Source organism: Pacificibacter marinus, from assembly GCF_018860505.1.
Lineage (GTDB): Bacteria > Pseudomonadota > Alphaproteobacteria > Rhodobacterales > Rhodobacteraceae > Celeribacter > Celeribacter marinus_B.
In genome coordinates this window covers 141,845-154,906 of record NZ_JAHKPU010000019.1, presented here as the reverse complement: position 1 = coordinate 154,906, position 13,062 = coordinate 141,845, and the positions used below count along the sequence as shown (strand labels likewise).

Here is a 13,062-nt window from a genome sequence, read left to right as displayed (position 1 = left end):
AACTGGCCCCGCTTTTTTAGCTTTGCAATATCGACCTATGCGGCGGGCTTATTTCAAGCCCATGCAAGAAGCATAGTATGTGACTGTAGCAGGCCAGTCAGAAAACACGCCTTTGACGCCAGCGTCCATTGCCAAAGCGTCGAGCACCTCAAAATAGTCGCCGTCATTGTTCATCGCTTCTGTCACGGATTGGAAATACCAACCGCCACCTGTGGCCAAGGGACCAGAGCGTTCCAGAGACCAAGAAATCAGATCAAGACCTGCTTCTTTCGCAGCTTTTGCGTAGTTTGAGGCAACGATTTTATCGCCATCATTCACCACCAGCATGTTGATAGAAGGGGCGAGGTTGTTGACGCCTGCGGCTTTCAAAGCGGTGAAGTCTTCTTTCCATGTGTTTGCATCTTGTGGGTCAAAACCGTCAGTGGCTTCCACAAGGAACACAGCGTTCGCGCCAAACTCAGGCTCGGCTTTGATCCAGTACAGCACATCGTTCAGATCGAAAGACTGGGCGAAGACGTCTGATGCTGGAATGCCTGCGTCTTTGTATTCGTTGATCAGCTTTTGCGCGTAGTCTTCTTGCGTGAAGCCGTCGAATGGCATCTCGACAGAAGGTGATTTCAACTCAGGTGTGAATTTCGCGCCCAAAGATTTGTACAAAGCGATGGAATCTTTATGCGACAACAACGTGCCGGTTGTGGCGTAAAGGTCTGTGCGGAAAGACGCTGTGGCATCCATGTACTGCTCAACTGTGGTCGCAGATGAATTGCCTGCATCCATTTTGCCGTTCAGTGTTTTGTATTCAGCCAATGTGATGTCTGACGTGCGGCATTCGACTTGTGCAGATGTATCACCGTTTGCAGGGGTGAAAGGCGTTGTACATTGTGCGCCCAAATCTGTGGCAAGAATGTTCGTGGTTGTGTGCAGGTCGTTTTGCGCGTGACGGCAGACCAGTTCTTTGTCTTTGGTGAAAGCAACGTCACATTCCATGATGCCTGCGCCCATCAAGAAACCAGCACGGTTGGCTTGTTCTGTGTGCTCAGGGAACATCAACGGCGCGCCGCGGTGTGCGATTGAAAAGTCTGTGCGAACAGGTTCCATTGCAGCACAGGCTTCCAGTGCGTCTTTCAATGGGCTCTCATCCATCGTGGAGATCAAATAAGCAGGGCGTGGGCCAAGTTCGATGCGGGCTTGATCCATGTCTTGTGCAACGGCTGGCGCAGCGCAAGTCAGCGCAAGAAGGGAAATCCCGAAGTGTAAACGTGTCATATGATAGTCCTGTTTGAAGTCAAAAACGCAAGACAATGCCCGTTGGGTTTAGATAGCTTCCCAATAAGCACGATCGGATGCGCTATAGCTGATTGATTTTCATGACGATCCCGCGACGAGGCTGCAACGGTTGCGTGACAGTAGTGACACGATTGCATGACGCGTTGATGCGGCGCGTTGAGGGCTGTTTTTTAATCCGATCACGTCAAAGCGGCCTTAACTTTTTGAAACCACTCAAGACTACTTGTTGGGCATTCACAGGGGCAAACGGCAGGCTTTGTGAAATTGCATGTTGTATTTGTCCACAGGGACCACTACTGATTAGGGATGCACATGTGCCAAACGCCTTTCGCGTCAGACACAGTGCTTTGACAAATTCGCTGCAAGCAAGCGTTGGAGATGGCACCAAACGACAGTGTGCCGCCCGCTTACACCGCAGACCGATAGCGCCCCGAGGCATGACAAAACCCCGCGGCACAGCAACGCCCAAACGCTCCTGACATTAGGGCGCATGGGTTTCATGAATGGGCGTCTCAACCTTTTGTTTGATGTGCGCCGGAGAAGAAACGCGATGCAACGCGCAGAGGCAATTATTGAGCTGTATGAGGGCGCTAGCGCCCCCGCTCCCTTGCCCGCGCCTGCCACCGCCCCCAACAATCACCTCCAATTTCGTCCAGACCCCTTTTTAAAGGACGGGCCGATTGCGGGTGCCGAAAGAATAAAATGGCTAAAAAGATGCTTATCGATGCCACCCACGCGGAAGAAACCCGCGTTGTGGTGGTCGATGGAAACAAGGTCGAGGAATTCGACTTTGAATCTGAAAACAAACGCCAAATCGCTGGCAACATTTATCTTGCAAAAGTAACGCGGGTCGAACCGTCCTTACAGGCGGCTTTTGTGGATTACGGCGGGAATCGCCACGGGTTCTTGGCATTTTCCGAGATTCACCCAGATTATTATCAAATTCCTGTGGCCGACCGCGAAGCGCTTATGGCCGAAGAACTGGCCCACGCAAAAGCCCAAGAGGAAGAAGACGAAAAGCCCACGCGCACCCGTCGCCGGTCACGGTCACGCAGTCGCAGCAAAGCCGAAGAGACTGTATCTGATGATGCCGTTGCAACCGCCGAGGTTGCGAGTGCTGAGGGCGAAGCAGATGCGACAGCCGAGTCCGAAACGGATGCGACAGCTGCGGTTGAAACAACAACAGCCTCTGGCATGGATGTTGTCGAACCTGACCTGAGCGCCGAAGATGCTTTGATCGCGGATGCCAGCCCAGACAGCAGCTATGGTGTGGTTGAAGAGGGCACATCGCCCGCCTTTACGGTGCAAGACACACCTGTTGAGGAACCCGTTGATGCGGCTTCTGATGAGGCACAATCAGATGACGTCACATCTAATGACGTGATGCCAAAGGATGACACTGAAACAGTGGCAGCCACCGATGCTGAGGGCGCCGATGACGACAGCGCCAATGATGACGACGATGATGATGAGGCCGAAACCGCATCTGACAAAGATTCAAGCATCGAAAACGTAGCCGACGATGACACGCATGAAGACATCCGTCCGCGCCGCAAGGCACGCGCACGTCGTTACAAAATTCAAGAAGTTATCAAAGTCCGCCAAATCCTGTTGATTCAAGTGGTCAAAGAGGAACGCGGCAACAAAGGCGCGGCCTTGACCACATACCTGTCATTGGCGGGGCGCTACTGTGTCTTGATGCCAAACACGGCGCGTGGTGGCGGCATTTCCCGCAAGATCACCAATGCTGCTGACCGCAAGAAACTCAAAGAAATCGCCACCGAAATGGACGTGCCACAGGGCGCAGGTCTGATCGTACGCACTGCTGGTGCGCAGCGCACCAAGACCGAGATCAAGCGCGATTACGATTACCTCAAACGTATGTGGGAACAGATCCGCGAGCTGACGCTGAAATCCGTGGCGCCCGCGCAAATCTATGAAGAAGGCGATCTGATCAAACGTTCGATCCGTGATCTGTATTCTAAAGAAATCGACGAAGTGATTGTCGAAGGCGATGCGGGCTTCCGCACGGCCAAAGACTTTATGCGTATGATCATGCCGACACATGCGAAAAACGTCACAAACTACCGCGAAAATCTGCCGTTGTTCGCCCGCTACCAAGTGGAAAGCTACCTCGGATCGATGTTTAATCCGACGGTTCAGTTGAAATCTGGCGGTTACATCGTGATCGAAGTGACCGAGGCTTTGGTCTCTGTCGATGTGAACTCTGGACGCTCGACCAAAGAGGGCTCAATCGAGGACACAGCGCTGAAAACCAACCTTGAGGCCGCCGAAGAACTGGCCCGTCAAGCGCGCTTGCGTGACCTTGCTGGCTTGATCGTCATTGACTTTATCGACATGGAAGAGCGTCGCAACAACGCATCTGTTGAAAAGCGTCTGAAAGACAAACTTAAAACCGATCGCGCCCGCATCCAAGTGGGTCGCATTTCAGGCTTTGGTTTGCTGGAAATGTCGCGTCAGCGTCTGCGTCCAGGGATGCTTGAGGCGACAACGCAGCCCTGTCACATCTGTCACGGCACGGGTCTGATCCGCTCTGACGACAATATGGCGCTGACCATTTTGCGCCAATTGGAAGAAGAGGGCACACGCCGTCGGTCCAAAGAAGTTCTGCTCAAAGCACCTGTTGCGATTATCAACTATTTGATGAACATGAAGCGTGAAAACATTGCACAGATCGAGGCACGTTACGGCATGGCCGTACGTCTTGAGGCTGATCCGCATATGATTTCGCCGGACTTCACCATCGAGAAATTCAAAACGGCCACACGTGTGGTGCATGAGGTCGCGCATACGGCGATTTCTGCCTCTGCCGCTTTGATGGATGAAATCGACGACGATGTTGTCGAGGCCGAAGAGATCGAAGAGACCCAAGAAGAAGCCGTTGTTGCAACGCCGGCAGCTGAGGGTGAAGAAGATCAACCGAAAAAACGTCGCCGTCGCCGTCGCCGTCGTCGCAAATCGAGCGATCAGGTAGAGGGTCAAACCGAAGGTGAAGAGGGCGGTGAGGCGGAAGCAACCTCAACTGAGGCTGAATCCAAGGATGTCGCAACCAGCGATGCCGCGCCCGTTGAAGGTGAAGCAGCCTCTGACGAGACCAGCGAAGACAAGCCCAAACGCACGCGGACCCGCCGTTCGCGCGGTGGTCGCAACAGATCCTCTGGCAACACGGAGACCACTGAGGTCTCCGAGGCTGTAGAAGGCGAAGCCCAAGCGGCCGAACCTGTGGTGTCTGAGGCGTCTGGTGCCACAGCCGATGCAGCGATTGAAGGCGAGGCCCCAGCAGAAAAGCTCAATCGCACACGGACCCGCCGTAAAAAGGCTGATCCTGTCGCTGAGGTTGCTGTGGCTGAGGCGGCATCTGCTGAGACGCCAACTGTGCCAGTTGAGGCAGCTGCCGAGACATCTGAAGAGGCCCCCGCGCCAAAACCAAAGCGCACGCGCCGTAAGAAAGCAGAACCTGCGGCAGAAACTGTGGTCGCAGCCGAAGCTGTCGCAACGCAAGACGCTGCTGCAAAGCCAAAACCAAAGCGCAAGCGTCGCACCAAGGCTGAAATTGAAGCGGATAAAGCTGCGAAAGCGGCAGCAGCAGAGGCGGCGGCTGCACCGACTGTTGAGGCGGCTGTCGACACGACCCCTGCACCTGTCGAGGTCGAGCCTGCACCGGTTACAACCAGTCCGGAGCCTGTTGTGGCTGAAGCGGCCCCTGTTGTGGAACAACCAGCGCCAGAACCTGTTGCAGCACCTGAGGTGGTCGAGGCTGCAGTCGAGACTGCGCCCGCCGAGCCCGCGAAACCTAAACGTAAAGGTTGGTGGAGTATCGGTTGATACCACACTGATATAATTTCAAAAAAGGCGACCAATTGATTTGGTCGCCTTTTTCGTATGTGCCGTGGCAGCTATTGTTACGGTGGACCACATGAAAGTGACCTTGCCGCGACCACGCGTCGCTTTTCATCGAGACTGCGCCGTGGCATGAGTGAAACATGTTTGGAATCGACCTCTTTGACGCGGGCCTTTTGCCTGCCATTTTCGTGGCTTTGGCCGCAGGTATTGCCTCTTTTGTCAGTCCTTGCGTCTTGCCGATTGTGCCGCCCTATCTGGCCTATATGTCCGGCATTTCCATGGGCGAGCTGACGGATGAACATGCGCCACGCAAAGCCATCGTGCCGGCGTTGATGTTCGTTTTGGGGCTCTCGACGGTGTTCTTGCTCTTGGGGTTTACTGCGTCTTTTTTAGGCAGCTTTTTCTTGCAAAATCAGGTACTTCTAAGTCGTATTTCAGGTGGTGTGATTGTCATTCTAGGGCTGCATTTTCTGTCTGTGTTCCGCATTTCCATCTTGGACCGCGAAGCGCGGCTTGATGCGGGCGATCAAGGGGGGTCATCCTTTGGCGCTTATGTGCTCGGTTTGGCATTCGCATTCGGTTGGACCCCTTGCATTGGCCCGCAACTGGGCGCGATCTTATCGATTGCCGCGACCGAAGGATCGGTGACACGCGGCACGGCTTTGCTGGGCGTATATGCCATCGGGCTTGGCGTTCCGTTTTTGTTGTCAGCCATTTTCATCACCCGCGCTATTTCGGTTATGAACCGTCTCAAGCGCCACATGGGGCTGATCGAAAAAATCATGGGCGCTTTGTTGGTCTTTGTTGGTCTGATGCTTTTAACCGGCGCTTTTTCACGGGTAAGCTATTGGTTGCTTGAGACATTCCCTGCGTTGAGCGCTTTGGGGTGATACGCCTTACGCAACCTTAAAACTTACGCTAACATGCTGGCAAAACGTGGTTTCAGGCAGCGGATGGCGCAGATGGGCAAAGTAGGCAGTGACGAGGTAAAGCGGCGGCGGGTGTTTTACATCCCCGGTTATGATCCAATCCCGCCACGGCGTTACCGCGAATTGTACCGCAAAGAAGGCGCCAAACAGTCCGATATTTCCGGCTATGATTTAACGTTATCACCTAAATCTGGCACGCGCTTTGGTTGGTCCGTGAATACGCAAATCGACAAAGGTCAAACCCACAGCGAAATCGATGTGCTGGTTTGGTCCGATATTGTACAATCAAGCATGGATGCCGGAATTTTAAAAACCTACTGGATTTTGATCCGCACCGCTTGGATATACATTTCTACTGGCGCTTTGGGGGCATTGATGAAGCTGCGACGCGGGCCTGTTTTGGCGGCCTTGTACCCTGTTTTGATCTTGTTGGTGCAGTTGCTGCTGGCACTTGGGCTGTCTTGGGGATTTTATGCGTTGCTTGGGGTTTGGGCAAAAACTGCTCTGCTCAAAGCGGGGGCAGGTGTGGCCGCGCTTTTGCTGGGTTACGGCATTTTGCGGTGGTTCAAACGCAAAGATGGCAAATTTTTCGCTTATTATCTGATGCATGATTATGGCTATTCCGCGCGCTGGTGTGGGGCGGAGCCACCTGAATTGATCGCACGCCTGAAAGAGTTTCAAGACGACATTGCCGAGGCGATGACGCAAGATTGGGATGAGGTTCTGGTTGTGGGGCATTCGTCCGGCGCGCATCTGGGGGTCAGCGTTTTGGCCAACCTGATCCGCGCGGGCCAAGTGCCAGAGCAGGGCGTGGAGCATACGCCCAAGCTATCGTTTCTCACTCTAGGGCAGGTGGTGCCGATGGTCAGTTATCTGCCTGAGGCGAAAATCTTGCGGCGCGATCTGGCGTATTTATGTGCCCGTGATGAGCTGTTCTGGCTTGATGTGACAGCCCCCGGTGACCCGTGTTCCTTTGCGTTGTGCGATCCGGTCAAGGTCACGGGGGTTGCGCCCGATGATCAAAAATGGCCTTTGGTGATCTCAGCTGCTTTCACCCAAGCCTTATCGCCTGAACTCTGGTCGACGCTTAAACGCAGGTTCTTTAGATTGCATTTTCAATATCTATGCGCTTTTGATCGTCCGCTCAGCTATGATTATTTCAAAATCACTGCTGGCCCGCAAACCTTGCAAAAACGGTTTCACGATCACCTGCCAACGCCCAGTCGCATTGATACTCCAGCGAATAAATACACCGAGATGGCTTTATAATGTCACCGATGATTCCGCCAAAGCCCACTGCGCGGCCTGATAAAACCAGCCTGCGCAACTATGTGAAATTGTTTCGCAAAGACATCCTGTCGGCACAGCCTGCCAAACTTTATCGCGCGTGGATGGCTGAATTTCGCACGCCGTTTTTTCGGTCTTATCTGGTCAATCAACCCAGCTTGATCAAACGGGTGCTCAATGAACGGCCAATGGATTTTCCCAAATCTGCACGTATTGCGGAAGGTTTAAAGCCGCTGTTGGGTGAGGGCTCGGTGTTTTTAACCAATGGTGAGGCGTGGAAGCGCCAGCGTCGCATCATTGATCCCGCGTTCGAAGGGGGGCGGTTGCGCGATACTTTTGATGCGATGGTGGCCTCGGCTCAGTCTGCCGTGGTGCGGCTTGAAGGCACACAAGGCCCGATTGATGTCGAGCCGCAAACATCCCATGCCGCAGCGGATGTGATCTTTCGCACTCTGTTCTCAATCCCGATAGAACATGAGATCGCACGCGATGTCTTTGCCCAGTTCCAAGATCACCAACGCGAACAGCCGATTTTGAACATTGCAGCGTTCATTCCCTTGCCGCGCTGGATGCCGCGCTTTCACCGCAAACGCACCAAAGACACAGCCCAAACCATTCGTGCGCTGATCCGTACCCTGACAGATACCCGCATGGCCGAGATCAAAGCGGGCACAGCGCCCAATGATTTGGCGACCAAGATCATGACCACAGCGGACCCTGAAACAGGCCAGACCTTTACGGCTGATGAAATGGTCGATCAGGTGGCGATTTTCTTTTTGGCGGGGCATGAAACATCGGCCTCAGCCTTGGCTTGGGCGCTGTGGTTGATCGCTGCAAATCCCGAGGTGCAAGATAGGGTCGCCGCAGAAGGGCAGGCCTTTGGCAATGATCCGGCGTTTTCCGACCTGTCCAAACTGCGCTATACCAAAGACGTGTTTCGCGAGACCCTGCGGCTGTATCCGCCTGTGCCGATGATGGTGCGCGAGACCACTTGCCCAGAACGGTTTCGCGAACGCGATGTGCCTGTGGGCAGCCAAATTGTGTTGTCGCCTTGGCATGTGCAGCGGCACGAGCGGTTTTGGGATGACCCAGACACCTTTGATCCTGACAGATTTAAAACCGACAACGGCAAACAGTGTTTGCGCGATGCGTTTATCCCGTTTTCATCAGGACCGCGCGTCTGTACGGGCGCGGGGTTTGCGATGGTCGAGGGACCGCTTTTACTGGCAATGATCGTAGGCGCTTATAAGATCAAAACTGTCGAGGGGAAAACACCAGTGCCCGTGGCGCATTTGACGGTGCGTTCAAGCGATGGCATTTGGCTCGAACTTGAGAAACGTGACAAAGCGTAAACAGGGCTGCTAGACGGTTCTGTTCTGGCTGGCGTAGAATTGGCGAAACAGTTTCCTTGAATCTCCTTGCGAGGCTTGAGTGTGGCGAACCTTCGTTCTACATATTCCAAGACGACTTATTATAAAGGAGCGCCCTGATATGCGCGTGAACCAAGATCTCATCGACACAATCGGCAATACGCCATTGATCCGTCTCAAAGGCCCATCCGAGGCCACAGGATGTGAGATTTTGGGCAAGGCCGAGTTCATGAACCCCGGTCAATCCGTAAAAGATCGCGCGGCGCTTTACATCATTCAAGACGCGGTGGCCAAGGGGTTGCTGAAACCAGGTGGCACGATTGTCGAAGGGACCGCCGGCAATACAGGCATCGGTCTGGCGCTTGTGGGCTCTGCGTTGGGCTTTCGCACGGTGATCGTGATCCCCGAGACCCAAAGCCAAGAGAAAAAAGACATGCTGCGCCTTGCTGGTGCAGAGCTGGTGCAGGTCGCTGCCGCGCCTTACAAAAATCCAAACAACTATGTGCGCTACTCTGGGCGCCTGGCTGAACATTTGGCGCGTGAAACCAATGAAGGCGTGATCTGGGCCAATCAATTCGACAATACCGCCAACCGCCAAGCGCATATTGAGACAACAGGCCCTGAGATTTGGGATCAAACAGACGGCAAGGTCGACGGCTTTATCTGTGCTGTTGGCTCTGGTGGCACTTTGGCGGGTGTTGGCATGGCGTTGCAGCCCAAGGGCGTGAAAATCGGTTTGGCCGATCCCATGGGCGCGGCCTTGCACAGTTATTACACCACCGGCGAATTGAAATCGGAAGGTGGGTCGATCACAGAAGGCATCGGGCAGGGGCGTATCACCGCCAACTTAGAAGGCTTCACGCCCGATTTTTCCTATCAGGTGCCTGATGACGAAGCCTTGCCAGTTGTCTTTGATCTGCTCGAACATGAGGGCTTGTGCCTTGGTGGATCATCTGGTGTGAACGTGGCTGGTGCGATGAAAATGGCCCGCGAAATGGGACCTGGTCATACAATCGTAACTGTATTGTGCGATTACGGCACACGCTATCAGTCGAAATTGTTCAACCCTGAATTCTTGAAAGAAAAAGGCCTTCCTGTGCCCAAATGGCTTGACCGTGGTCCGCGCGCTTTGCCTGACGTTTACGAGGGTTGATGCGCGCTCAGATTTGCCGATTTTTAATTGTTTTAACTCTGTGCCTGCCGCTTGCGTTGCGGGCACAGGACGTAAGTGCGCCAAATTACACCGATTGGGGTAGCTTTGCCAGCGGCGTAGAGACCGTGTTGCGCGAGGGCGCGCCTGATAATGCAACTCTTGAGGACACACGCGCCACATTGGTGACGTGGCGAGGCGCATTTCTTGAGGCCCAAAGCGCCAATTCTGCCCGCATTCAAACCCTGCAAGCGCAGATCAAATCATTGGGCGCTGCACCCGAAGAGGGCGGTTCTGAACCCAATGATGTCGCTGTACGGCGCACGGAATTGGCCAAACAGCTTGAGGCTGCGACAGCGCCCGTGCGCCAAGCCGAAGAGTCTTTTACCCGTGCGGATGGGTTGATTGGTGAAATCGACAGCATCATGATTTCGCGTCAAACCGAAGCGTTGATGGAGCTTGGTCCAACGCCGCTCAATCCCGTCATTTGGCCGCAAGCGATCAAAGACATATCTGACACGGCGCTAAATGCATGGCGTGCTGGGTTTGAAAATATGCTCAAACCAGCAGTACAAGCCACGTTGAAAGCCAATGGCGCGAGCATCGTGTTCTTGACGATCTTGTCCGTGTTTTTGTTGCTGCGCGGCCGTAAATATACGGATTTGGCCTCTCAAAAAGTTCATAGCATTGTCAGCGGCCAAGCGGGGCGCGGGGTGTCCGATTTTGTTGGGTCCTTGGGGCAGGTGATCGTGCCTGTGCTTGGACTGCTGGCCTTGGTGCAAGCGGCTAAAATCACGGGGGTTTTGGGCGAGCGCGGTCAGGCGATTTCTCAAGCTCTGCCTGAGATTGGCTTTGCCTTTTTCGCCGCAAGGTGGCTGGCCACGCGCGTGTTTTACGCGACTGAAGCCGCCCAAGATACCTTTGATCTAAGCGCCACACAGCAGCGCGAAGCCTCAGGCCATTTCACGCTTATGGCTTTGATGTTGGCGCTCAATGCCTTGCTGGCCGATTTGGCGCAAATCGATGGGTATAGCGTGGGCAGCTTGAATGTTTTGCGCTTTCCTTTGGTGGTGTTGACGGCTTTCTCACTGTTTCGCTTGGCGCAGATATTGATTTCGGTGGATCGCGTGCAAGAGGCGATGATGGGGCCTATGGAGGCGGGCAGTTCCTCTGATGGTTTCGTCGCACTTATGACGCGGTCGGTCGCAAGAATTCTGCGTCCAGCGGCGATGATTGCTGTTCTTTTGGGGGCTGCTGGCTATATGCCAGCGGCTATCGGCATCGTTTATCCGGCGGTCTTGTCCTTGGCACTGCTCAGCGGGCTGTTGGTCGCCTCGCGATTTGTGGCAGACCTCTATTGCACCATTGTGCGGCGCGATAGCGATGAGGTCGATGGCTTGGTGCCTGTGCTGATTTCGATTGCATTGTTTGCCGGCGCTGTGCCCTTGTTTGCCTTGATTTGGGGCATGAGACCCGATCAACTTTGGGAAATTTGGACCTTGATGCAGCAGGGCATCCCCTTGGGCGATGCGCAACTGTCGATCCCTGATGTGTTGACTGTATTGATTGTTTTTGCCATCGGGTTTGGGTTCACAAGGTTGCTCAAAGCGGCCTTGGCTTCGACGATCCTGCCCAAAACCAGATTGGATCGCGGTGGGCAGCAGGCGGTTGTTTCTGGCACCGGTTATGTCGGGGTGTTCCTATCTGCCGTTGTGGCGATCATGGCGGCTGGCATCGATCTGTCGGCCTTGGCGCTCGTGGCGGGGGCCTTGTCGGTTGGTATCGGTTTTGGTCTGCAAAACATCGTGCAAAACTTTGTTTCTGGCATCATTTTGCTGATCGAACGCCCCGTGTCCAAGGGCGATTGGATCGAGGTGGGCGGCCAAATGGGCTTTGTGCGCGATATCTCTGTGCGTTCGACCCGGATCGAGACGTTTGACCGTACTGACGTGATTGTGCCCAATGCCGATCTGATTTCCAATTCGGTCACGAACTACACGCGTGGCAATTCTTTGGGGCGTGTGACACTTAAAATTGGCGTCGCCTACGGTACTGACACTCGCCGCGTTGAAACCATTTTGCATGAGATTATTGAGGCGCAGCCAGGCATCGTCTCGGGCCTGTCTCCTCAGGTTCTTTTCATCGGTTTCGGCGCTGATTCACTTGATTTCGAAGTGCGTGCGATTTTGGCTGATGTGACAACGATTATGAAAGTCACAAGCGAGGTCAATCACCAGATCGCCAGTCGTTTTGTCGAAGAAGATATCGAAATCCCCTTTGCGCAGCGTGACATTTGGCTGCGCAATCCTGAAGTTTTGCATGGCAATAGCCCAACCAGCGCAGCAACACTTCACACTGAAACCAAGATCGAGCCCGCAACACAGGATCAGGACGCTGACGCCAATGGCTCACAGCTAAAGGATGATGCGACGTGACCACAGCTCTATTTCGCGACGACGCCTATCTGCAAGACGTGCAAAGCACTGTCTGCGCGCATACGCCAGAAGGCGGCATTATTCTAGACGCCACAGTGTTTTATCCCACGGGCGGTGGGCAGCCAGGGGACAGTGGGCGACTTGAATGGTCTGGCGGCGCGCTGAACATCGCGACATCCATCAAAGATGATGGCGAAGACATAATTTTGGTTCCAGCCGAGCCTGCACCTTTGCCCTCTGTTGGCACGTTGGTCACCCAGCGCCTTGATTGGGTGCGACGCCATCGGCACATGCGGGTGCATACGGCCTTGCATCTGTTGTCGGTTGTGATCCCGCTGCCTGTCACAGGCGGGTCCATCAGTGCAGAAAAAGGCCGACTTGATTTTGCGATGGACGCGCCACCTGAGGACAAAGCTGCGCTTGAGGCGGCACTCAACGCGCTCATCGAGCAAGACTTGAAGATCACCGATATGTGGATCACCGACGAAGAGCTTTTGGCGGACCCTTCCATCGTGAAAACCATGTCTGTGATGCCTCCAACGGGGCAGGGGCATGTGCGCTTGGTGCGTATTGGGGATGCGATCAAACAGGTTGATTTGCAGCCCTGTGGCGGCACCCACGTTGCACGCACCTCGGAAATCGGACGCATTCGCATTGGCAAGATCGAGAAAAAAGGCCGCATGAACCGACGGGTCGCCATTTATCTCGATTGATTTGTAAAAAATATAATATTTACAGTG

Annotated in this window: 8 protein-coding genes; 7 read left to right on the top strand and 1 reads right to left on the bottom strand. The window is 54.2% G+C overall.

All coding sequences use genetic code 11. The features are described 5' to 3' along the window. Positions 1-48: 48 nt before the first annotated feature. Entirely contained in the window at positions 49-1,266 is a 1,218-nt protein-coding gene (locus tag KO503_RS05840) for a glycerophosphodiester phosphodiesterase family protein (protein ID WP_215990624.1), read from the bottom strand. A 723-nt stretch (positions 1,267-1,989) separates the two neighbouring features. On the opposite strand from KO503_RS05840, the gene KO503_RS05835 reads away from it, so the two are divergent. The 7 genes from KO503_RS05835 to KO503_RS05805 all read left to right on the top strand — a co-directional run bounded on the left by KO503_RS05835 (position 1,990) and on the right by KO503_RS05805 (position 13,035). Next, positions 1,990-5,133, top strand: a complete 3,144-nt coding sequence (locus KO503_RS05835; protein WP_215990623.1) for an Rne/Rng family ribonuclease — start codon at positions 1,990-1,992, stop codon at positions 5,131-5,133. A 158-nt stretch (positions 5,134-5,291) separates the two neighbouring features. Continuing rightward, complete coding sequence (locus KO503_RS05830; RefSeq protein WP_215990622.1) at positions 5,292-6,041, top strand: cytochrome c biogenesis CcdA family protein; 750 nt, start codon at positions 5,292-5,294, stop codon at positions 6,039-6,041. 72 nt (positions 6,042-6,113) lie between these two features. Then, positions 6,114-7,349: a hypothetical protein gene (locus KO503_RS05825; RefSeq protein ID WP_436836510.1), complete on the top strand. Its 1,236-nt coding sequence runs from the start codon at positions 6,114-6,116 to the stop codon at positions 7,347-7,349. Positions 7,350-7,357: 8 nt separating this feature from the next. Then, positions 7,358-8,719: a cytochrome P450 gene (locus KO503_RS05820; protein ID WP_215990952.1), complete on the top strand. Its 1,362-nt coding sequence runs from the start codon at positions 7,358-7,360 to the stop codon at positions 8,717-8,719. 139 nt (positions 8,720-8,858) lie between these two features. Further along, entirely contained in the window at positions 8,859-9,890 is a 1,032-nt protein-coding gene (locus KO503_RS05815) for a cysteine synthase A (RefSeq protein ID WP_215990621.1), read from the top strand. Continuing rightward, positions 9,890-12,322: a DUF3772 domain-containing protein gene (locus KO503_RS05810; protein WP_215990620.1), complete on the top strand. Its 2,433-nt coding sequence runs from the start codon at positions 9,890-9,892 to the stop codon at positions 12,320-12,322. Before KO503_RS05815 ends, KO503_RS05810 begins: the two co-directional genes overlap by 1 nt. Beyond that, a complete protein-coding gene (locus KO503_RS05805) occupies positions 12,319-13,035 on the top strand; it encodes an alanyl-tRNA editing protein (RefSeq protein WP_215990619.1) in 717 nt (238 codons plus the stop codon). Before KO503_RS05810 ends, KO503_RS05805 begins: the two co-directional genes overlap by 4 nt. Positions 13,036-13,062 lie beyond the last annotated feature (27 nt).

Bases quoted from the DNA above. Each gene is read 5' to 3' on its own strand.
- KO503_RS05815 (WP_215990621.1), top strand. From the start codon at position 8,859: ATGCGCGTGAACCAAGATCTCATCGACACAATCGGCAATACGCCATTG.
- KO503_RS05840 (WP_215990624.1), bottom strand. From the start codon at position 1,266: ATGACACGTTTACACTTCGGGATTTCCCTTCTTGCGCTGACTTGCGCT.
- KO503_RS05810 (WP_215990620.1), top strand. From the start codon at position 9,890: ATGCGCGCTCAGATTTGCCGATTTTTAATTGTTTTAACTCTGTGCCTG.
- KO503_RS05825 (WP_436836510.1), top strand. From the start codon at position 6,114: ATGGGCAAAGTAGGCAGTGACGAGGTAAAGCGGCGGCGGGTGTTTTAC.
- KO503_RS05835 (WP_215990623.1), top strand. From the start codon at position 1,990: ATGGCTAAAAAGATGCTTATCGATGCCACCCACGCGGAAGAAACCCGC.
- KO503_RS05830 (WP_215990622.1), top strand. From the start codon at position 5,292: ATGTTTGGAATCGACCTCTTTGACGCGGGCCTTTTGCCTGCCATTTTC.
- KO503_RS05820 (WP_215990952.1), top strand. From the start codon at position 7,358: ATGATTCCGCCAAAGCCCACTGCGCGGCCTGATAAAACCAGCCTGCGC.